The sequence below is a fragment of the Kitasatospora sp. NPDC058243 genome (assembly GCF_042882025.1).
Lineage (GTDB): Bacteria > Actinomycetota > Actinomycetes > Streptomycetales > Streptomycetaceae > Kitasatospora.
In genome coordinates this window covers 65,356-84,419 of the sequence record NZ_JBHVWW010000020.1, presented here as the reverse complement: position 1 = coordinate 84,419, position 19,064 = coordinate 65,356, and the positions used below count along the sequence as shown (strand labels likewise).

General features: G+C 75.1%; 18 protein-coding genes and 3 pseudogenes. 8 read left to right on the top strand and 13 right to left on the bottom strand.

What is annotated here, in order from left to right:
* The first annotated feature begins 77 nt into the window (after positions 1-77).
* A complete protein-coding gene (locus ACFVX9_RS16140) occupies positions 78-2,174 on the top strand; it encodes a primosomal protein N' (RefSeq protein ID WP_380370769.1) in 2,097 nt (698 codons plus the stop codon).
* A 149-nt stretch (positions 2,175-2,323) separates the two neighbouring features.
* On the opposite strand, the pseudogene ACFVX9_RS16135 reads toward ACFVX9_RS16140, so the two are convergent.
* A pseudogene (locus tag ACFVX9_RS16135) lies at positions 2,324-2,877 on the bottom strand (hypothetical protein); the annotation flags it as partial.
* A 323-nt stretch (positions 2,878-3,200) separates the two neighbouring features.
* On the opposite strand from ACFVX9_RS16135, the gene def reads away from it, so the two are divergent.
* The 3 genes from def to ACFVX9_RS16120 all read left to right on the top strand — a co-directional run bounded on the left by def (position 3,201) and on the right by ACFVX9_RS16120 (position 6,284).
* The gene (def, locus tag ACFVX9_RS16130) at positions 3,201-3,746 is read left to right on the top strand and encodes a peptide deformylase (protein ID WP_063346750.1); all 546 of its coding nucleotides are present in this window, start codon (positions 3,201-3,203) and stop codon (positions 3,744-3,746) included.
* Between the two features lie 70 nt (positions 3,747-3,816).
* Entirely contained in the window at positions 3,817-4,761 is a 945-nt protein-coding gene (gene fmt, locus ACFVX9_RS16125; RefSeq protein WP_063346749.1) for a methionyl-tRNA formyltransferase, read from the top strand.
* 89 nt (positions 4,762-4,850) lie between these two features.
* Positions 4,851-6,284, top strand: coding sequence for an RsmB/NOP family class I SAM-dependent RNA methyltransferase (locus tag ACFVX9_RS16120; RefSeq protein WP_387982116.1), 1,434 nt, complete (start codon positions 4,851-4,853; stop codon positions 6,282-6,284).
* Positions 6,285-6,342: 58 nt separating this feature from the next.
* Here the strand turns inward: ACFVX9_RS16120 and ACFVX9_RS16115 are convergent, their stop codons facing one another.
* The 3 genes and pseudogenes from ACFVX9_RS16115 to ACFVX9_RS16105 all read right to left on the bottom strand — a co-directional run bounded on the left by ACFVX9_RS16115 (position 6,343) and on the right by ACFVX9_RS16105 (position 8,138).
* Positions 6,343-6,813, bottom strand: a complete 471-nt coding sequence (locus ACFVX9_RS16115; RefSeq protein ID WP_363372707.1) for a hypothetical protein — start codon at positions 6,811-6,813, stop codon at positions 6,343-6,345.
* Positions 6,814-7,006: 193 nt separating this feature from the next.
* A pseudogene (locus tag ACFVX9_RS16110) lies at positions 7,007-7,747 on the bottom strand (ChbG/HpnK family deacetylase); the annotation flags it as partial.
* Between the two features lie 58 nt (positions 7,748-7,805).
* Positions 7,806-8,138 carry a sulfurtransferase TusA family protein gene (locus ACFVX9_RS16105; RefSeq protein ID WP_387982115.1) on the bottom strand — a complete coding sequence of 111 codons (333 nt, stop codon included), beginning with the start codon at positions 8,136-8,138 and terminating at the stop codon, positions 7,806-7,808.
* A gap of 71 nt (positions 8,139-8,209) precedes the next feature.
* On the opposite strand from ACFVX9_RS16105, the pseudogene ACFVX9_RS16100 reads away from it, so the two are divergent.
* Positions 8,210-8,296: pseudogene (locus tag ACFVX9_RS16100) on the top strand (GNAT family N-acetyltransferase); the annotation flags it as partial.
* Between the two features lie 39 nt (positions 8,297-8,335).
* On the opposite strand, the gene ACFVX9_RS16095 reads toward ACFVX9_RS16100, so the two are convergent.
* From ACFVX9_RS16095 to ACFVX9_RS16080, 4 genes are all read right to left on the bottom strand, one after another.
* Positions 8,336-8,887: a MarR family transcriptional regulator gene (locus ACFVX9_RS16095; protein WP_380559651.1), complete on the bottom strand. Its 552-nt coding sequence runs from the start codon at positions 8,885-8,887 to the stop codon at positions 8,336-8,338.
* 72 nt (positions 8,888-8,959) lie between these two features.
* A complete protein-coding gene (locus ACFVX9_RS16090; RefSeq protein ID WP_387982113.1) occupies positions 8,960-9,313 on the bottom strand; it encodes a DUF6204 family protein in 354 nt (117 codons plus the stop codon).
* A gap of 109 nt (positions 9,314-9,422) precedes the next feature.
* The gene (locus tag ACFVX9_RS16085) at positions 9,423-10,124 is read right to left on the bottom strand and encodes an alpha/beta hydrolase (protein WP_380487103.1); all 702 of its coding nucleotides are present in this window, start codon (positions 10,122-10,124) and stop codon (positions 9,423-9,425) included.
* 178 nt (positions 10,125-10,302) lie between these two features.
* Positions 10,303-11,760 (bottom strand): serine/threonine-protein kinase, encoded by a 1,458-nt coding sequence (locus ACFVX9_RS16080; RefSeq protein WP_063346742.1) that lies wholly within the window; start codon positions 11,758-11,760, stop codon positions 10,303-10,305.
* 171 nt (positions 11,761-11,931) lie between these two features.
* On the opposite strand from ACFVX9_RS16080, the gene ACFVX9_RS16075 reads away from it, so the two are divergent.
* Entirely contained in the window at positions 11,932-13,446 is a 1,515-nt protein-coding gene (locus tag ACFVX9_RS16075) for a PQQ-binding-like beta-propeller repeat protein (RefSeq protein ID WP_387982110.1), read from the top strand.
* Between the two features lie 147 nt (positions 13,447-13,593).
* Positions 13,594-14,403, top strand: a complete 810-nt coding sequence (locus tag ACFVX9_RS16070) for an alpha/beta hydrolase (protein WP_363372692.1) — start codon at positions 13,594-13,596, stop codon at positions 14,401-14,403.
* A gap of 109 nt (positions 14,404-14,512) precedes the next feature.
* On the opposite strand, the gene ACFVX9_RS16065 is transcribed toward ACFVX9_RS16070, so the two are convergent.
* Together ACFVX9_RS16065 and ACFVX9_RS16060 are read right to left on the bottom strand one after the other, a co-directional pair.
* Entirely contained in the window at positions 14,513-15,115 is a 603-nt protein-coding gene (locus ACFVX9_RS16065; RefSeq protein WP_387982108.1) for a hypothetical protein, read from the bottom strand.
* On the bottom strand, positions 15,112-16,254 hold the full coding sequence (locus tag ACFVX9_RS16060) for a serine hydrolase domain-containing protein (RefSeq protein WP_387982138.1): 1,143 nt from the start codon (positions 16,252-16,254) through the stop codon (positions 15,112-15,114). Before ACFVX9_RS16060 ends, ACFVX9_RS16065 begins: the two co-directional genes overlap by 4 nt.
* 274 nt (positions 16,255-16,528) lie before the next feature.
* Between ACFVX9_RS16060 and ACFVX9_RS16055 the strand changes: the two genes are divergently transcribed.
* Positions 16,529-16,960 carry a transposase gene (locus ACFVX9_RS16055; RefSeq protein ID WP_387982106.1) on the top strand — a complete coding sequence of 144 codons (432 nt, stop codon included), beginning with the start codon at positions 16,529-16,531 and terminating at the stop codon, positions 16,958-16,960.
* Here ACFVX9_RS16055 and ACFVX9_RS16050 read toward each other — a convergent pair.
* The 3 genes from ACFVX9_RS16050 to ACFVX9_RS16040 form a co-directional block, all read right to left on the bottom strand.
* Positions 16,923-18,128: a cytochrome P450 gene (locus ACFVX9_RS16050; protein ID WP_380487095.1), complete on the bottom strand. Its 1,206-nt coding sequence runs from the start codon at positions 18,126-18,128 to the stop codon at positions 16,923-16,925. The two genes, ACFVX9_RS16055 and ACFVX9_RS16050, sit on opposite strands and share 38 nt — an antisense overlap.
* Positions 18,129-18,219: 91 nt before the next feature.
* A complete protein-coding gene (locus ACFVX9_RS16045) occupies positions 18,220-18,438 on the bottom strand; it encodes a ferredoxin (RefSeq protein WP_363372684.1) in 219 nt (72 codons plus the stop codon).
* A 294-nt stretch (positions 18,439-18,732) separates the two neighbouring features.
* Positions 18,733-18,936, bottom strand: coding sequence for a hypothetical protein (locus tag ACFVX9_RS16040; RefSeq protein WP_387982104.1), 204 nt, complete (start codon positions 18,934-18,936; stop codon positions 18,733-18,735).
* Positions 18,937-19,064 lie beyond the last annotated feature (128 nt).

The following is a 19,064-nucleotide window of genomic DNA, read 5'->3' as shown; positions in this document are numbered from 1 at the left end:
AAGCGGCGCCTACCCCCGGGCGGGGTGGGCGCCGCTTCTGTGCGTTCTGTCGGTGTGACCTGGTAGTACTGGGAGCGATGAGCAGCACAGGGGAGACGGAGAACACGGAGAACGGGGCCGAGCCGGAGCAGCTGGCGTTCATCCGGGAGACGGTCAAGCGGGCCAAGCCCCGGACGTGGCGCGGCGCCAAGCGGGCCGAGCACCTGCCGGTGGCCCGGGTCGTGGTGGACAAGGGCGTGCTCACCATCGACAAGTTCTTCGACTACGAGGTGCCGGCCGCGATGGCCGAGGAGGCCCGCCCGGGCGCCCGGGTGCGGGTGCGCTTCGGCGCGCGCGTGGTGAAGGGCCAGCGCGAGGGCGGGGAACTGCACGACGGGTTCATCGTCGCCCGGCTGGAGAAGAGCGACTTCCCCGGCCCGCTCGCCCCGCTCGCCCAGGTGCTCTCGCCCGAGCCCGTGCTCACCCCCCAGCTGCTCCGGCTCTGCCGGACCGTCGCCGACCGCTACGCCGGCACCCTCGCCGACGTCCTCCAACTGGCCGTCCCGCCCCGGCACGCCAAGGCCGAGGCCGAGCCCTCGCCGCCGGCGCTCCCGCGCCCCCCGGCCCCCGCCCCCGGGGGCTGGCAGCGCTACCCGGCCGGGCCCGACTTCCTCGCCGCGCTGGCCGACGGCGGCGCGCCGCGCGCCGTCTGGGCGGCGCTGCCCGGCCCCGGCTGGCCGTACGAGATCGCGCGCGCCGTCGCCGCCACGCTGGCGGGCGGGCGCGGCGCGCTCGTCGTGCTGCCCGAGGGGCGGTCGGTGGCCCGGGTCGACCAGGCGCTCACCGAACTGCTCGGCGCGGGCCGGCACGTGGCCCTGGAGGCCGACCTCGGCCCGCGCGAGCGCTACCGGCGCTGGCTGGCGGTGAGCCGCGGCTCGGTGCACGCCGTGATCGGCACCCGCGCCACCATGTTCGCGCCGGTGCGCGACCTCGGGCTGGTCGTCGTCTGGTCCGACGGCGACAACAGCCACAGCGACCCGCGCGCCCCGCACCCGCACGTGCGCGAGGTCGCGCTGCTGCGCGCCGCCGAAGAGGGCGCGGCCGTGCTGCTCGGCGGCCACGCCGTCACGGTGGAGGGCGCGCAGCTGGTCAGCACCGGGTGGGCCCGCCCGCTGACCGCCGACCGGGAGACCGTGCGCCGGATCGCGCCGCGGGTGCGGACCGTCACCGACCAGGACCAGCACCGCGACGGCGCCGCCCAGTCCGCCCGGCTGCCCTCGGTGGCCTGGGAGGCCGCCCGGGAGTCACTGGCCGCCGGGCACCCGGTGCTCATCCAGGTGCCCCGGCGCGGCTACGTGCCCCGGCTGTCCTGCGCGCGCTGCCGCACCCCCGCCCGGTGCCGGCGGTGCGAGGGCCCGCTGGAGGCGCCCGCGGCCGACGCCGCGCTGAACTGCGGCTGGTGCGGGGAGGCGGAGACGGACTGGCACTGCCCCGAGTGCGGCTCGTTCCGGCTGCGCGCCCAAGTGGTCGGCGCCCGGCGCACGGCGGAGGAACTGGGCAAGGCGTTCCCGCGGATCCCGGTGCGCACCTCCGGACGGGACGCGGTGCTGGCCACCGTCCCGGACGAGCCGTCGCTGGTGATCTCCACGCCCGGCGCGGAGCCGGTGGTGGACGGTGGCACCGGGTACGGGGCCGCGCTGCTGCTGGACGGCTGGGCGCTGCTCGGCCGGCCCGACCTGCGGGCCGGGGAGGAGACGCTGCGGCTCTGGCTGGCGGCCGCCGCGCTGGTCCGGTCCGCCGAGGAGGGCGGCTCGGTGGTCGTGGTCGCCGAGCCGTCGGCGCGGCCGGTGCAGGCCCTGGTCCGCTGGGACCCGCTGGGCCACGCCGGGCTGGAACGCGACGAGCGGGCGCAGCTGCACTTCCCGCCGGTGTCGCGGATGGCGTCGGTCAGCGGCAGCCCGGCGGCCGTGGCCGACCTGCTGGGGCTGATCCGGCTGCCCTCGGAGGCGGACGTGCTCGGGCCGGTACCGGCCCCGGCCCTGCGCGGGGAGGAACAAGAACGCGCGCTGCTGCGGGTGCCGCCCGGGCAGGGGGCGGCGCTGGCGGCCGCCCTCAAGGCGGCGCAGATCGCGCGGATCGCGCTGCGGACGCCGGAGGCGGTCCGGGTGCGGGTGGATCCGACCGACATCGGGTGAGGCCGGCGGGGGCGGGGTGAGTGGCCACCCCGCCCCGGATGGCGCTGGTCGGACGGCGGCGTCAGCCGCGCAGCGGGATGCCGGTGCGGTCGATCGGGGTGCGGTCGATCGGAGTGCGGTCGATCGGGGTGCGCTCGGGGGTGGTGCGGTCGACCGGGGGGCGGTCGAGGGGGCCGCGTTCCAGCGCGGTGCGGTCGAGGGCGTTGCGGTCGAGGCTGCTGCGGTCCAGGCCGCCCTGGCGGGCCGCCGGGACGGTCGCCGCCAGCCCGCCGGACGGCACGGCGGGCAGCTCCTCCGAGCGGTCCGGGCGGCCCTGGCCCGGGACGGCACCGCTGGCGGCGAGGAGTTCGCTGGTCGGGCGGCGCATCCCGTACCGGCGGTGCACGGCCTGCTTGGTGACCCCGAGGGCCGAGCCCACCGAGTCCCAGGAGAAGCCCAGCGCCCGGTCGAACTCGACCGCCGCCGCGACCAGGGTCTCCACGCTCTCCCTCAGCTCCTGCGCCAGGCGCACGGTCGGCGCGGGCGCCCGTCCGTACACCACGAAGCCGGCCGACGTGCTGGGCCGGCGCGGACGGTAGACGTTGCCCAACTGGGCGGTGAGCGTCCGCAGCGCGTCGACCTGCCGCCTCACCCGCTCGATGTCCCGCACCAGCAGGTGCAGGCTTGCCCGCGCCCGGGCGTCGTGGTTGATCTGCTCGGCCATGGCCTACGTGCCACCTTCCGTACGGTTCAGCTCGGCCGGGGCGCGGTGTCCCGTGCGCCCGGCCCCGGTCAATCTCACTTGACCAACGCCGAAGCGGGGGCCGGGGTAACGCCGCCGGGCAGACTCGGGATATGCCAGAAGCCGGTGCCGGGGTGGGGGAGGGGCGTTCGGGGCCGCGCGAAGGGTGGTGCGAGGGGCGGCGAGGGGCCGCGCGAGGGGCGGTGTGAGGGCATGGGCGGCGGGCTGGGTGCGTTGCATAGACTTGCCGGGAACCCGTAGTTGCCCGCAGCCCAGCACCCTCGACGGACAGGAGCCCGTACCCCGTGGCGATCCAGCCGATCCGGCTCTTCGGAGACCCCGTCCTGCGGGCCACCGCCCAGCCGGTGACCACGTTCGACAAGGAACTGCGCACCCTGGTCGGCGACCTCACCGAAACCATGCTCAACGCCCCCGGCGCCGGCCTCGCCGCGCCCCAACTCGGCGTCTCCCTACGGGTGTTCACCTACCACGTGGACGGTGTCACCGGGCACCTGATCAACCCGGACCTGTCGCTGACCGAGGAGGAGCAGGACGGCCCCGAGGGCTGCCTCTCGCTGCCCGGCCTGCGCTACGACACCAAGCGCGCCTACGGCGTGGTCGCCAAGGGCTTCACCATGTACGGCGATCCGGTCACCCTGGAGGGCACCCAGCTGCTCGCCCGTTGCATCCAGCACGAGACCGACCACCTCGACGGCATCATCTTCATCGACCGGCTCGACCGCGAGCAGCGCAAGGCCGCGCTGAAGGCGATCCGCGACACCGACTGGGGCGGCGCGCCCGCGCCGGTCGTCAAGGTCTCCCCGCACAGCACGTTCGGCGCCGCGCGCTGAACCCTCTGGCGCCGAACCCTCTGACGCTGAACCCTCTGATCTCCAACGTCTTCTTGCAGAAAGGCACTTGATGCGTCTCGTCTTCGCCGGCACCCCCGAGGTCGCCGTTCCCGCCCTGGACGCCCTGCTCGCCTCCGACCGGCACGAGGTCGTCGCGGTGGTCACCCGCCCCGACGCCCCCGCCGGGCGAGGGCGCAAGCTGGTCGCCAGCCCCGTCGCCCAGCGCGCCGAGGAGGCCGGGATCGAGGTCCTCAAGCCGGCGAAGCCCAGCGACCCGGAGTTCGTCGCCCGGCTCACCGAACTCGCCCCCGACTGCTGCCCGGTGGTCGCCTACGGCGCGCTGCTGCGCCCCGGCACGCTGGAGATCCCCAAGCACGGCTGGGTCAACCTGCACTTCTCGCTGCTGCCCGCCTGGCGCGGCGCGGCCCCCGTCCAGCACGCGGTGCTGGCCGGCGACGAGGTCACCGGCGCGGCCACCTTCCTGATCGAGCAGGGCCTGGACTCCGGCCCGGTCTACGGCGTGATCACCGAGGAGATCCGCCCGACCGACACCAGCGGCGAACTGCTCACCCGCCTCTCGGTGTCCGGCGCGCGACTGCTCACCGCCACCATGGACGGCATCGAGGACGGCTCCCTGCACGCCCTCCCGCAGCCGGCCGAGGGCGTCACGCTCGCCCCGAAGATCACCGTCGAGGACGCGCGCATCGAGTGGAGCCACCCCGCCCTGCGGATCGACCGCGTGGTGCGCGGCTGCGCCCCGGCGCCCGGCGCCTGGACGGAGTTCCGCGGCGAGCGGCTGAAGATCACCGGGCCGGTGAAGCTGCTGACCGACTCGTCCGCCCTGGCGCCCGGGGAGCTGGCCGTGGTCGGCAAGAACAGCGTGCGGGTCGGGACGGGCAGCCACGAGGTCGAACTCGGGGAGGTCCGCCCGCAGGGGAAGAAGGAGATGCGGGCGGCGGACTGGGCGCGCGGGGCGCGGCTGGAGTCCGGGGAGCGCTTCGGCTCCGAGGGCTGAGGCTCAGGTTTAGCGTTACTGTTCGTCTGATAACCACTGATAATCGTCTGATAGCCACCGATAGCCACCGCAGCACCTTGAGGCACCCTGTGACCACCCCCAGCGCCCAGCGCGCCCCCCGCCCGCACCGCCGCCCGAAGAAGGACCCGGCCCGGATCGTCGCGTTCCGCGCGCTGCGCGCCGTCGACGAGCGCGACGCGTACGCCAACCTGATCCTGCCGTCGCTGCTCCGCGAAGCCGAGCAGAAGGGCATGGACCGGCGCGACGCCGCCCTCGCCACCGAGCTCGTCTACGGCACCCTGCGCCTGCAGGGCACCTACGACGCGATCATTGCCGCCTGCATCGACCGGCCGCTCAGCAAGGTCGACCCGCCGGTCCTGGACGTGCTCTCGCTCGGCGCCCACCAGCTGCTCACCACCCGCATCCCCAGCCACGCGGCGGTCTCGGCCACCGTCGAGCTGGCCCGGGTGGTGCTCGGCGACGGCAAGGCCAAGTTCGTCAACGCCGTCCTGCGCCGGATCAGCGCCCACGACCTGGACGCCTGGATCGAGAAGGTCGCCCCGCCGTACGAGAAGGACGCCGAGGACCACCTCGCCGTCGTCCACTCGCACCCGCGCTGGGTCGTCTCCGCGCTCTGGGACTCGCTCGGCCGCTGGCAGCCCGACGCCTCCGGGCGCAGCGCCCTGGAGGACCTGCTGCGCGCCGACAACGAGCGGCCCGAGGTGACCCTCGTCGCCCGCCCCGGCCGGGTCGACGTCGGCGAACTCGCCGACGCGCTGCCCGAGGCCGAGCCCGGCCGCTGGTCCCCGTTCGCGCTGCGGCTCGCCGAAGGCGGCGACCCGGGCTCGCTGGAGGCCGTCCGGGACAACCGGGCGGGCGTCCAGGACGAAGGCAGCCAGCTGGTCGCCCTCGCCCTGGCCAACGCCCCGCTGGACGGCCCGGACCGGCTCTGGCTGGACGGCTGCGCCGGCCCCGGCGGCAAGGCCGCGCTGCTCGCGGCGCTGGCCGCCGAACGCGGCGCCGGGCTGGTCGCGAGCGAGAAGCAGCCGCACCGCGCGCGGCTGGTCGCCCGGGCGCTGGAGGGCAACCCCGGCCCGTACACGGTGATCACCGCGGACGGCACCCGCCCGGCCTGGCGCTCCGGCGGCTTCGACCGGGTGCTGGTCGACGTGCCGTGCTCCGGCCTGGGCGCCCTGCGCCGCCGCCCCGAGGCGCGCTGGCGCCGCCGCCCCGCCGACGTCGCGGCCTTCGGCCCGCTCCAGCGGGACCTGCTGCGCTCGGCGATCGACGCCACCCGGGTCGGCGGGGTGGTCGGGTACGCGACCTGCTCGCCGCACCTCGCGGAGACCCGGGCCGTGGTGGACGACGTGGTGCGGGCCGAGGGCGGCCGGGTCGAGTGGATCGACGCGCGCCCGCTGCTGCCCGGCGTCCCCGCGCTCGGGGACGGGCCGGACGTGCAGCTCTGGCCGCACCTGCACGGGACGGACGCGATGTACCTGGCGCTGCTGCGGCGGACGGCGTGATCCGCTGATCCGGTGATCCCGTGACCCGGTGGGGGGGGACTGGGGAGGGCGGTTGCGCTCAGCCGGGTGAGGGGGGCTGCGGCCGGGCGGGCGGGGGGCCGGGGAGGTCGGTGAGGAGGGCGTGGGCCTGGGCGCGGAGGCGGTCGACCGGGGGGTCCTCGCAGATCACCTCCAGGCCGAGCCCGCTCGCCTGCCCCCGGTGGTAGTACGACTGGTAGGCGAGGTAGGGGCGGTGGCCGTCGGTAGGGTCCAGCCCGACGGCGAGCGTCGCGAAGTGGGTGCGCTCGTTCTCGGTGCGCTCGAACTCCGTCCGGGAGAGCCGCCATTCGAACTCGTACGGCTCCGGATCGGACGGCAGGTCCAGCAGCGCCTGGGCGAGCCGGCGGACGTCCTCCGGCCCGGCGAACGGGAGCGACTCGGACCAGCGGGGCGCGGCGGCGAGCAGCTCCCACCCGCCGCCGTTGCGGCTGACGGACAGTGCCCACTCGCCGTCCTGGTCGTGCCAGTGGCAGCTGAGGATCGGATCCATGGTGGTCAACCTCCTTGTGAGGCTTGGCCGTTCGGCTCTCCCCATCGTGGCACACCGGACCGCCGAAGGGAGCCGGGCGGGGCGGCCGCCACACTCGTTGGAGCGGCCGGTAGTCGAGCACGGTGACGTCGTGCTCGGCGAGCAGCCCGCGGGCCTCGGGGGAGGTGAGGAACTCGTAGTCGGAGCGGCGGACGCGCCAGCCGTCGTCCGTACGACGGGACGCCGGCCCGGCCAGGCTCGGATGGACGGCCCACTCGGTCAGGCCCGGCCGCAGCGCGGCCAGCAGCCGCGCGTAGCGGGCGGGCTTGTCGTCCAGGGGGACGGCAAAGCTGTCCAGGAAGCCGTGGTCGACGACCGGCAGGCCGCGCTCGCGCATCCGGGCGAGCGCGGGTGGCAGCCAGATCCGCACCGCGAGGCCGTACTCGGCGCCCAGGGCGAGGGTGAGTTCGAGGATGTCCGTGCGGCCGCCGTCGGCCAGGCAGTGGAAGTCGAGGTGGGTGGGGGCGAGCCCGGCCGCCGCGACCGCGTCGATCTGGGCGCGGAACTCCCGCTCGACGTGGTCGAGTCGGGCTCGGGCGAGCAGGGCGGTGCGCCCGGCGGGCGTGGGCGCGTACAGCTCGCCGGTCTCGTCCAGCAGGGAGGGGACGTGGTCGCGGGCGGCCAGCGGGCCCCAGCGGCGGGCCGGCGACTCGCACACCAGGGTGAGGTGGACGCCGAAGGGGATCTCCGGGTGCCGCCGCAGGAGTCGGAGCGCGTGCGGGGCGGCGTGGCACGGGGGCATCAGGCTGCAGGAGGCGGCGATCCCGCGCAGGACGGAGTCGACCACGGCGAGGTTGACGTCCTCGTCCAGGCCGAAGTCATCGCAGTTGAGCAGTAGGAGGCGGGCGTCGGGAGGGTGGCCGATCAGGGCGTTCGCCAGGGTTTCTGCGGTCATGGGGGCAGTGTTCACCGGCGGTGGGGGTGGGCGCGTGGGGATTTCGGGCCGGGGGTGGTCAGTCGGTGGCCGGGTCCGGCGCGGGGTGCCAGGGGCGGTCGGCGCGGGTCGGGCGGGCTGCGGCGGTGAGGCGCAGGGCGTACACCTCGCGGTCGGTGGCCGGGTGCGGGACGGGGCCGAGGTAGTCGTGGCCGGTCAGGTGGCACCAGGCGGGCAGGTCGAGGGGGGCGGCGGGGTCGGTGGTGTGGATGTGCACCACCGCGCCGGCCGGCAGGTCGGCGATCCGGGCGCGCAGGCGCAGCAGCAGTTGGACGCAGAGCAGGCCGGTGCCGTCGACGGCCAGGTCGGGGGCGGGCTCCTGGCCGGGCTGCTGCCCGGGGGTGTGGGTCATGGGGTTGCTGCCCTTCGCGGTGGTGCGGCGGTGCCGGGGTGCAGGGCTCAGCCTAGGCGCCGGGCCGGGGCGAGGCGCTGATGGCCCTCGCCCTGGACCCGGAGCGGCACCCGTTGCCGTCCGGGACGGTGCGGTACGCGGCGCCGTTCGGGATCTAGCAGTTTCGTAGTTCGGCAGTCCAGCAGTCCGTTGGTCCGTTAGTCGCGGGCTGTGGCCGCCCCCGGCCGCTGGTCGGGGGCGGTACCGCCGAGGCGGGTGAGCAGGACGGCGAGGCGGTCGAGGTCGTCGGGGCTCCACTGGTCGGCGGCGAAGAGCTCGGCCGCGACCTTCCGGGCCGTGTACAGCATCTCGGCGAGTCGTTCGCGGCCGGTCGGCGTCAGGGCCGCGTAGGCGACCCGGGCGTCGCGGGCCGCCGCCTCCCGGCTCACCAGGCCGATCCGCTCCAGCGGCGCCAGTCCGCGGGTGACGCCCGAGGCGGTGACGCCGAGGGCCTCGGCGAGGTCGACCCGGCGCATCCGGCCGCCGGGGGCGTGGCCGAGGTGGAGCAGCAGGGTGAAGTCGGACAGGCTCACGCCGTGCAGGCGGCTGAGGCCCGCGTCGAAGCGCTTGGCCACGGCGGCCTGGGCGCGGACCAGCCGCAGGGCGGTGTCCAGCGGGTCGGGCCGGGTGCCCGGGTGCGGGTCGGCCTGAGGGTTGGCCTGCGGGTCGGCCGGTGGGTTCGTGTGCGGGTTGGCGTGCGGGTCTGTCATTGCTACCTCCTTGACTACTCAAGCATACCGGTGCGGCGAGCCGTCAAGGAGGTAGCGGGAGGGGGGAGGGGGCTAGCCGGCGTTGGCGGCGCGGCGCTGCCGCTTGCCGAGCGGTGCCTGCGAGAGGTCCTCGGCCTGGGAGCGCAGGTTCTTGTAGCCGTAGCCGCGCTCGGCCAGCCAGGTTCGCGCCGCCTGCTCGGCCCGCTCGGCGGCCGCCAGGATGTCCTCCTCCGCCTCGCCCGAGTCGAGGAAGCGGAAGGTGAAGGCGGCCCGCGCGCCGAGGTCGTAGCTGAGGTGTCCCTCGCGGGTGAAGGCCGCGCGCAGCACGTCGTGTTCGGGCGCGCGGGCGAGGAGTTCGGCGTGCTGCTCGGCGCTCAGGCCGTCGAAGACGCCGCGCACCATGATGCGGAAGGTTCGAGTGGTCATCCCCCGACCATAGGCAAGGCGGGCGGTCGACCGCCAACCCGATTTCGTGCCGCTGGTCGGATCCCGGTGGCCGGGTCCCGCTGGTCGACCGCGGGTTCCGGGGCTGGACCTAGGCGCGCCGGGTGGGCAGGCGGGTGCAGACGGTGCCGGAGGCGAGGGGGGCCGGTTCGGCCTTGAGGGTGTCGAGGGTGAAGTCCGTGGTGAGGGCGCTGATGTCGGCGGTCTGCCGGATGAGGTAGTGGTTGGCGCCGGGGGCTTCGTAGCGGGCGAGGTCGGGGACGACCGGGCGGGCCCGCAGGGCGTATTCGAGGGACTGGTTGGCGTTGGCGGCGCTGTGGTCGCCGGTGCCGTGGACGATCAGGACGCGCCGGCCGGCGAGGTGGTCGACGGGGTCGCCGCTGGGCAGCCAGGGCGCGATGCCGGCGACGCCGACGACGCTCGGGTGCCCGGCGCACCAGAAGGCGGCGCGCCCGCCGAGGGAGTTGCCGATGAGGACGACGGGTACGTCGCCGTAGCGGCGGGCGAGTTCGTCGAGGGCCCAGCGGGTGTCGACGGCGGTGTCGGCGTCGGTGCCGTTCCAGCCGCTGTAGCGGTAGCGCAGCAGGTGGACGGCGAGGCCGTGCGGGCGGCCGCGGTCGGCGAGTTCGGCGGTGAGGCGGCGCAGGCCCAGTTCGGCGACCTTCAGCGGTCCGCGCCGGCTGCGCAGGAACCCGCCGGGCAGCAGCAGGGCGACGGCTTCGACCCGCCCCGTCCCGTCGTCGCCGAGTCGTGGGGTCAGTTGTGCGGTGCGCGGCCGCTGCGCCTGGAACACGCGAAATCCTTCCCTGGTGTCTACCTGCGGATTCTACGGTTCCGCGGTCGGGTCGCGGTGCGTGAGCAGGGGCCGCAGGGTCCAGCCGGTGGCGCGGGGGTGGGGCCCGCGTGGACTGGGCCTGGCGGGCCGACTCGCCTCCGGGTACGAGGCGTTGGGGCGGGGCGTCGGGGCGAGGTCAGGAGGGGCGGCCCGGCTGGTCTCCGCCGCCGGTGGAGCGGCTCCGGCCGGAGAGCAGGTCCTGCATGCTCGGGAGCTTCCGGCGCTGCGAGCCGGTCTGCGCGCCGCTCTGGGAGCCGGTTTGCGTGCCGGCCGGCGGGGCGATCGAGCGGCGGGGTTCGGTGGCCGGGCCGAGGCCGGCCTTGGCGGCCGCGTCGGCGAGGAAGTCGGAGGCCTGGCGGCGGGCGTTGTCGACCGTGCGGCGCAGGCTCTCGGCGTCGTTGCGCAGTTTGTCGGTCTGCCGGCGCAGCAGGTCGGTGCGCTGTTCGGCCTCGGTGAGCTGCTTGAGGCTGGCGGCCGCCCGGGCGGCGGCCTCCCGTTCGAGCTCCTCGCCGCGTTGCTGGGCGTCGGTGACGATCTGTTGCGCCCGGGCCTCGGCGTGGGCCCGCTGGTCGGCGAGGTCCTGGTCGAGCTGGCGGCGCCGCTGGGCGATGCTGGTCTCGAACTGCAGCGCGACCTGGGCGGCCTGGTCGCGGGTGTGCTGGAACAGCGCGTCCGCCTCCCGCCGGCGGGCGAGGACGTACGGGTCCTCCTCGGCGGCGGGGACGTCCCGGACGGTGGCGTGGTAGCCGGCCGGGGGCTGTTCGGCCTGCTCGGCGAGGTGGAGCAGGCGTTGGGCGACCTGGTCGGCGTGTGGCGGCCGCCGGTCGGGGTCCTTGGCGAGCAGTTCGAGGACGAGGGTGTCGACGTCGGCGGGCAGGCCGGGTCGCAGGGTGCCGGGGGCGGCGGGGTGGACCTCGCCGTGCTGGCGGATGAGTTCGTAGAGGGTGCCGCGGAACGGCGTGCGGCCGGTGAGGAGTTCGTACAGGAGGCAGCCGAAGGCGTAGAGGTCGGAGCGGGCGTCGAGGCCGCGGCTGTCGAAGCGTTCGGGGGCCATGTAGGCGGGGGTGCCGACGATGACGTTGGTGCTGGTGATGCCGTCGTCGGCGGTGCCGACCCGGGCGATGCCGAAGTCGACGACCTTGACTTCGCCGGAGGACTGGATCATCACGTTGGCCGGTTTGACGTCCCGGTGGACGACGCCGGCCCGGTGGGCGGTGGCGAGGGCCTGGGAGATCTGGACGGCCCAGGTGAGGGCCTGGCGCAGGGGCAGCGGCCCGTCGCCGAGGTGGCGGCTGAGGGGGGCGCCGTCGAGCAGTTCCATGACCAGGAAGTAGAACGGCCGGCCGGCCTCGTCGTGTTGGCCGAAGTCGTGCACGGTGACGATGGACGGGTGGTTGAGCGCGCCGGCGGTGGCCACCTCGCGGACGAACCGGGCCGCGTCCTTGGGGGTGTTGTTGCTGCCCGGGAGCATCACCTTGACGGCGACGAGCCGTTGGATCCGCGCGTCGCGGGCCTTCCAGACCGCGCCGAAGGCGCCCTCGCCGATCTGCTCGACCAGCTCGTACCGCCCGTCGAGTACGTCGCCCGGCTGCATCCCCGCCCCTTTCGTGCCCCGGTGCCGCGCCCCGGCCCCCGGGCCAACCTACCGTCCGTCGGTGGGGCCGGGAGTTTTCCGTTGTCTTTGTTCAGGATCCAGCGAGGCTCTGCGATCATCCGATGATCGTCGCTCATGCGGTGGGCGGCGCTTGACGGGGGAGTGACCGACATGGCCGAGGGGCCCGTGGACAGTGCCGCCGGGGCCGGGTGGGCCCGCAGGTCCGTCCGCCTCGCCAGGGGCGGGTTCGCGATGGACAGGGAGGCCTGGATGGTGGTCTCCGGCGGGGTGCTGGGGGCTATGTTCGCGAGCATGGGCCTGGCCGTGCTGATCGGGCCGTCCCAGGGGTACGGCGGCGAGAGCCTCGACTTCATGGGCATCGTCAGCATCCTCGGCCTGATGCCCTGCGGGGCCGGCCTGCTGTGGGCGCTGCTCCACCCCCGGCGCGGCTTCCCCGCGGTCGCCGTCGGGATCCTGTTCGGGCTCGCCGTGTTCGTCTCCTTCGCCGGGACCGGCCTCAACGACGCCTGGGAGGCGCCGCTGGACCGGCCGTCGTCGATCCGCGCCGTCGGCAGCTGGACCAGCGGGGACGTGGTGGTGCGGGTCCGGCCCGACCAGGTGGTGGCCTACCGCGGCGCCACCGGGCAGGTCGCGTGGCGGTGGACCCCGCCGGGCGAGGACTCCGTCTGCGCCATGAGCCGCGGGACGGGCCACGGCCTCGGACTGCTCGGCCACTCCCCGCACGACCGGCCGTGCGCGGCGGTGACGGCGCTCAACCTCGCCAACGGCACGGCCGCCTGGACCGCCGCGGCGGACGCGCCCGGCCGCGTCGGGGACACGGCGGCGCCCGATCTGCTCGCCGTCGCCGGGGACGAGGCCGTCCTCCAGGAGCGGACCGGCTGGCGCGCGGTGCACCTGGCCGACGGGCGCGCTTCCTGGCGCGGCGACGCGGACGCCGGCTGCGCGCCGTTGCAGGTGGCGGGCGGGGCGGCGGAGGTGGTGACGGTCGCGCAGTGCGGCGACGCCGCGCCGGTGCTGCGGTCGCTGGCCCCGGCGGACGGGCAGGAGCGGACCCGGGTCGCCCTGCCGGTCACGGGCGGGCTGAAGGACGTCGCGGTGGTCTCCACCGAGCCCCTCGCGGTCTGGGTCGACGCGCAGGGCGAGCGCGGGACGCACGCCGTCCTCAGCTTCGACGGGGCGGGGCGGCAGCGGGCGTCGATCCCGGTCGCGGGGGACGAGTACGACCTCGACGTCATGCTGGGCGGTGCCCACGCCTACGACGCGTTCGCCGCCCGTCCGCTGTTCGGCGGGGTGGTCGTCGGCGACCAGCTGATCGTCCCCGGCGAGAAGCCGGACGACGTCCGGATCAGCGGGGGGAAGAACCCCAGCCGCATCGCCACCGGGCGCCTGGTCGCCTACTCGCTCGCCGACGGCGGGAAGCGCTGGACGGCCGGGCTGGACGACCAGGTGACGGGGCTGCTGGTGGACGGCGCGTCGGTGTGGGCGCTGACCCGGGACAAGCTGACCCGGGTCGACGCCGCGACCGGGCGGAAGAGCAGTGAACTGGACGTCAACGACTCGAAGTCCGTCCACCCGGTGGACCTGTCGGTCTCCGGGCCCGGCCGGTTCACGGTGGTGGCGGAGGACGGCACGCGGGACGAGCCGCCGGCCCGGGGCATGGGCTGAGCCGGTCCGGGGTCTGAGCCGAGCCCTTCCGGAGCCCTTGGCCGCCCGCTGTTCGTCACGCTCGGTGACGGACTCGGCCCGGGGGTGCCGCCCCGAGCGGCTGTGTCAGGCTGGTGGGGGAGCACCGCCGAGATCGGGAGGCTCGTGATGGCCGAGATCAGGGTGAACGGGGTGTCGCTGCACTACGAGGCCCGTGGCGAGGGGCCCGGCGTCGTCCTGGTGCACGGCTCGTGGAGCGACGCCGACAGCTGGGCGCGCGTGATGCCGGGCCTGGCCGAGTCGACCACCGTCGTCGCCTACGACCGGCGGGGCCACAGCCGCAGTGAGGACCCGCTCACCCAGGGTTCGGTCTACGAGGACGCGGCCGACCTGGCCGGGCTGATCGAGGGGCTCGGACTCGCGCCGGCGTTCGTCTGCGGGAACTCGTACGGTTCGCTGATCACGCTGCGGCTCGCCGCCGCCCGGCCCGACCTGCTGCGGGGGATCGCCGTGCACGAGCCGCCCGGCGCCGGCATCCTGCTCGCCGACCCCGAGCTGCGGCCGGTCGCCACCGCGCTCGCCGACCGGATCACCGCCGTCCGGGAGCTGCTGGAGCAGGCAGAGTCGGCCGCGGCGGCGGAGCTGTTCGTGGAGACGGTCACCTTCGGGCCGGGGGCCTGGGCGCAGCTGCCCGCGCCGGTGCGCCACACGTACGTGCGCAACGCGCCGACCTACCTGGACGAGCTGCGGGACCCGGACGCCCTGGACCTCGACCTGACCGCGCTGGCCCGCTTCACGGAACCGGCCCTGCTCACGCAGAGTGACAACAGCCCGCCGATGTACGGCGAGGTGCTGGACATCATCGACCTCACCCTGGCGAAGGTGGAACGGCACCTGTACCCCGGTGCCGGCCACGCACCGCACCTGTCGCAGCCGGAGGAGTGGGTGCGGGTGGTGCTGCCGCGCGCCCTGGCGTGAGCCCCCGCTCCGGGGGTGCGCCCACTTCAGGGGCGCGCCCGGCCCGTTGCGCGCGGGGGCGCAGCGGGCCGAGTGCAACAGGTCGAGCGCAACGGGCCGGCCGTACGCGTCAGTTGGGCGAGGCGCCCCAGCCGTCGTCCGGGAGGGTGCGGTCCGGCTCGGGGCAGTCGGTGTGGTCGTAGCCCCACAGCAGGGCCTTGTTCAGCAGCCAGTCCTCGGGCGGCGGCGCGTCACCGCCCTCGCGGTCCGCGTGGCCGTCGCGGGCCTGGTGACCGTCGCGGTCGGTGAGGACGAACGCCACCCGGACCTCCTCGGCCACCGCCACCTCCAGGGTGCGCTGGTCGGGGACGTTCTCGTACGTCACGGTCTCCCAGCGGCAGCCGGCGGCGGTCAGCGCGGCGATCAGGGCCGACTCGGTGACGTGCGTGTCGAGCGTCAGCAACCCGCCGCCGGCCAGCGGGAGTTCGAGTTCGCCGTGCCACACGGGCAGGGACAGCGACTGGAGCCGGCGGCAGTGGCAGAACACCGTCTGCACGTCGCCCCAGCTGAAGCCGTGCGGCCAGCGGGACTCGCGGTGGATCCGCCCGCCGTCCCAGGGATCGCCGTAGTGGGCGGCGAGTTCGGGCAGCGAGGCGTTGTAGCGCAGCCCGTCCGGGCCGTCCAGGCCGCCGGTGGCCGCCAGCGCGGTGAGTCGCGCGAGGAAGTCCGTCACCCCAGGCACCCGCGCACCGCCTCGATCAGCCGGTTGGCGCGGGCGTCGCCGTGGCCGATCATCCGGTTGGCGACGTAGCCGAAGCCGACGCCGAACTCGTCGTCCCCGAAGGCGAACTGGCCGCCCGCGCCGTCGTTGCCGAAGCTGCGCTCGCCCAGCAGCGGGCGGAAGGCGGGGGAGTCGAGCAGCAGGCCGGAACCCCAGCGGGCGCCCATGTCGAAGCCCAGGAAGCCCGCGCCGGAGGAGACTTCGCCCACCGCGTCGGTGACGGTCTCGTGCGAGAGCAGGCGCGGGCCGCCGTCCAGGCCGGTGGCGGCCGCCGCGTACAGCCCCGCCAGCCCGGTGGCGGAGGCGACCGCGCCCGCGCCGGGCAGCTCGATCGCGTGCAGGGCCGGGTCGTTCCAGCCGTGCGGCACGTCCAGGCCGGGGAAGACCAGGGCGCCGTTCATCGTCACGATCCGGGTCAGCAAGTGCTCCGGGCCGGGCATCGGGCGGCGGCCCTCCGCCTCCACCAGCTGGGCCAGGCGCGGGAGTTCGCTCTCCGGCAGGCCGATCCAGACCGGCAGGCCGAGCGGCTCGGCGATCTCCTTGCGGAGGAACGCGCCAGGGGTTAGCCCGGTGATCCGGCGGATCACCTCGCCGACCGCGAAGCCCAGGACGTGGCCGTGGTACTCGTAGGCGGTGCCGGGCTCCCAGAGCGGCTCCTGCTCCTCGATCGCGCGGACGACGGGAGCCCAGGCGGCGATCTCCTCGAAGGAGAGCGCCGCGTCCAGGGCCGGGATGCCCGCGCGGTGGCCGAGGATCATGCGGGTGGTGATGTCCTGCTTGCCGTGGCGGGCGAACTCGGGCCAGTAGCGGGCGATCGGCGCGTCGAGGTCGAGGCGGCCCTGCTGGGCGAGCAGGTGGGTGCTGATGCTCACCGCGCCCTTGGCGCAGGAGAAGACCGGGACGACGGTGTCCTGCGTCCAGGCCCGGCCGGTGCGGTCGTCGGCCGTCCCACCCCACAATTCGACGACCTTGCGCCCGCCGGCGAACACCGTGACGGCGGCGCCGAGTTCGGGGAACTCGGCGAAGTTGCGGGCGAACACGTCCGCCACGGCGCCGAACCGTTCGTCGGCCCAGCCCTGGTACTGCTGCATGGTGTCCAGCCCCGTCCTCTGGTCCTCGTGGGGTCGCTGCCCCAAGATCGTCGACCGGACCACGGTACGGCGTCGGGCCGCTCGGCACGACCCGTTTCCCGACCATCGGTCGGGGCGGCCCTCGTCGGGCGGGGAGCCGTCGTCGGGCATGAGGGTGGACGACTGGGGAGAGGGCTCGGAGTGGATCGCGAAGCACTGGACGCGCTGACCGCGCTGTGGTCCCAGCGGTGGCCTCAAAGGGGGCTGGGCCCGGGGAACACCAGGGCGAGGCGCCGTGGCAGAGCCTCGTCGCCCGCCTGGTGAAGGTGGTGGTGGAGGCGAGGGCCTCGGCCGCTCGCGGGGCGGGTTCACCAGCAGGGTCCACCTGAGCGCGGACGGCCGGTGCCGCCCGCTGTCCCTGGTCGTCATGCCGGGGCAGCGGGCGGACTGCACGCAGTTCGAGCCGGTACTGGAGAAGATCCGTGTCCCGCGGACAGGGCCGGGCAGGCCCCGGAAGACGCCCGACAGCGTGGCCGCCGACAAGGCCTACAGCAACGGCCCGTGCCGCGCCTACCTGCGCAGGCGCGGCATCCGGCACACGATCCCGGAGAAGGCGGACGGTCAGGCCGCCCGCCTGCGCAAAGGCTCACGCGGAGGGTGCCCGGTGAGATTTCTCCATGGGGCCCCGCTCACCAGGTCACGGGCAGTGACCGCATCCCGTAGATGAACGACTCGGTACGGAACTCGCGCTCGCCGGCCAGCCGCAGCCCCGGCAGCCGGCGGAACAGCGTCTCCAGGGCGATCTGGAGTTCGGCGCGGGCCAGCGGCTGGCCCAGGCACTGGTGCACGCCGAAGCCGAACGCCAGCTGCCGCCGGGCGTCCCGGTACAGGTCCAGCTCGTCCGTCGCCCGATGGCCGGCGCCGCCGAACACCGCCTCGTCCCGGTTGGCGGTGGAGAGCATCGCCATCACGCCCTCCCCGGCCCGGACGGTGACGCCGCCCAGCTCCACGTCCTCCAGCGCCACCCGGGGCAGGCCGGTGTGCACGATGGTCAGCAGCCGCAACAGCTCCTCCACCGCGCCCGGCAGGGTGGCCGGGTCGGCCAGGCCGGGGATCTGCTCGGGGTGCTCCAGCAGCAGCGCGGTCGACAGCGCGATCATGTTCGCGGTCGTCTCGTGCCCGGCGACCAGCAGCAGCACGCTCATGGCGGCCGCGTCGTCCGGGGTCAGGTCGTCCCGCGCCGCGAGTCGGCTGAGGACGTCGTCCTGCGGCTGTGCGCGCTTGCGGGCCGTCAGGTCGCGCAGGTAGTGCAGGATTTCCTCCTGGGCCTCCCGGAGCTGCTCCACGGTGCTCTCCTGGCTGAGCATCGTGCGGCTCAGGTTCTGGAAGCGGTCGTGGTCCTCGTACGGCACGCCGAGCAGCAGGCAGATCACCAGCGAGGGCACCGGCAGCGCGAAGTCGGTGACCAGGTCGGCCGTGGTCCGGCCCGCGGTCATCCGGTCCAGTGCCTCGTCCACGATCAGCTGGATCTCCGGGCGCAGCGCCTCCACCCGCTTGACCAGGAATTCCCCGGTGAGCATGCGGCGCTGGCGGGCGTGCTCGGGGTCGTCGAGCCGCAGGAAGTCCGGATTGTCGGTGATCAGCTCGCGAGCGCCGGCGACCAGCAGCGGGAAGGACGGGTGGCGTATGTCGGCACTGAACCGGCGGTCGGACAGCACGGTGCGGACCTCGGCGAAGCCGGTGACCAGCCAGCAGAGGTCGCCGTCGGGCAGCTCGGCCCTGGTCACCGGCCCGGTGGCGGCGGCCTCGGGGTACGCGGGCGGCGGGCCGAAGGGGCAGCCGCCGGAGTGCCGGGCCGGCAGTGGGAGGACGGGGGTGGTGGGTGCGGTGGTCAAGGCGGGGGTCTCCTCACGTCGCGGGTGTTCTCGTGGGGTTCGGGGCCCGGGAAGGTTCCCGGCGGCCTGCGGGGCCGGCGGCGGGGGTCCGTCAGGCCCCGGTCCGCGCGGGCTCGTCCCCGGTGACGGTGATCGCCCGGCCCGGGCAGAGCTCGGAGGCGAGTCTGACGTCGTCGAACTGCTCGGGCAGCACGACGGTCTGACGGAGCATCACGAGACTGTCCCGGTCGTCCTGGTCGAAGACCGCGGGGGCGTTCATCACGCACATGCCGGAGCTGCAGCAACGGTCCCGGTCGACGCTCACCTGCATGTCGGGCACCTTTCTCCAGGGCGGCGCCGACTGCCAGGCGGCCGCCTCTCGTTGTCACGGTCAACCTAGCCATCGCTGGTCCGTTCACGGAGGGGTACGGTGGCCGGATCGAGAATGGCTGATTCGGCCCCTGTGTGTGAACCCCCATTGCGGCGCTATGCGTTTCAGCCCGCGGTACTTCGCCGGACGGGTCGGCGGACCCGGCCGCGCGGACGGCCTCACAGGCCCTTCGGCGGTGGCCAACTCCCGTACGGAGGCCACCGTGTCGGCCTCGGCGGCGCTCTTGTCCGGCCGCTAGCGCACCACCCGGGCGAACCGCAGGGCCAGCCCGGTGGGGTGGCGGGGGCTGCGCCGGAGGCCGTCGAAGGCGACCTCGACGGCCAGTTCCGGCCGGACCGGCACCGTCCGGGCGTCCCGCCCGGTCTCCCGGGCGAGCAACTCGCCGGTCTGCCAAACGAGCGTCCGGTCGGTCAGTCCCTTGAAGGTCTTGCCGAGCATCACCCACGGGCCGAGCCCCGGCTCGGCGGGCGCCCCGGTGGGCGGCGAGGACCCCGGACGGTGCCGAGGTGGTCACCACGCCCCACCACCAACAAGGACGACAAAAACGGGTGCATCTTCTCCCGCAC

Excerpts from the sequence above, each read along its gene's own strand:
- ACFVX9_RS16090 (WP_387982113.1), bottom strand. The coding sequence starts at position 9,313 with ATGACCACTCGAACCTTCCGCATCATGGTGCGCGGCGTCTTCGACGGC.
- ACFVX9_RS16095 (WP_380559651.1), bottom strand. The coding sequence starts at position 8,887 with ATGACAGACCCGCACGCCAACCCGCACACGAACCCACCGGCCGACCCG.
- ACFVX9_RS16075 (WP_387982110.1), top strand. The coding sequence starts at position 11,932 with ATGGCCGAGGGGCCCGTGGACAGTGCCGCCGGGGCCGGGTGGGCCCGC.
- ACFVX9_RS16045 (WP_363372684.1), bottom strand. The coding sequence starts at position 18,438 with ATGCAGGTGAGCGTCGACCGGGACCGTTGCTGCAGCTCCGGCATGTGC.
- fmt (WP_063346749.1), top strand. The coding sequence starts at position 3,817 with ATGCGTCTCGTCTTCGCCGGCACCCCCGAGGTCGCCGTTCCCGCCCTG.
- ACFVX9_RS16070 (WP_363372692.1), top strand. The coding sequence starts at position 13,594 with ATGGCCGAGATCAGGGTGAACGGGGTGTCGCTGCACTACGAGGCCCGT.
- ACFVX9_RS16105 (WP_387982115.1), bottom strand. The coding sequence starts at position 8,138 with ATGACCCACACCCCCGGGCAGCAGCCCGGCCAGGAGCCCGCCCCCGAC.
- ACFVX9_RS16040 (WP_387982104.1), bottom strand. The coding sequence starts at position 18,936 with ATGCTCGGCAAGACCTTCAAGGGACTGACCGACCGGACGCTCGTTTGG.
- ACFVX9_RS16080 (WP_063346742.1), bottom strand. The coding sequence starts at position 11,760 with ATGCAGCCGGGCGACGTACTCGACGGGCGGTACGAGCTGGTCGAGCAG.
- ACFVX9_RS16140 (WP_380370769.1), top strand. The coding sequence starts at position 78 with ATGAGCAGCACAGGGGAGACGGAGAACACGGAGAACGGGGCCGAGCCG.
- ACFVX9_RS16115 (WP_363372707.1), bottom strand. The coding sequence starts at position 6,813 with ATGGATCCGATCCTCAGCTGCCACTGGCACGACCAGGACGGCGAGTGG.
- ACFVX9_RS16060 (WP_387982138.1), bottom strand. The coding sequence starts at position 16,254 with ATGCAGCAGTACCAGGGCTGGGCCGACGAACGGTTCGGCGCCGTGGCG.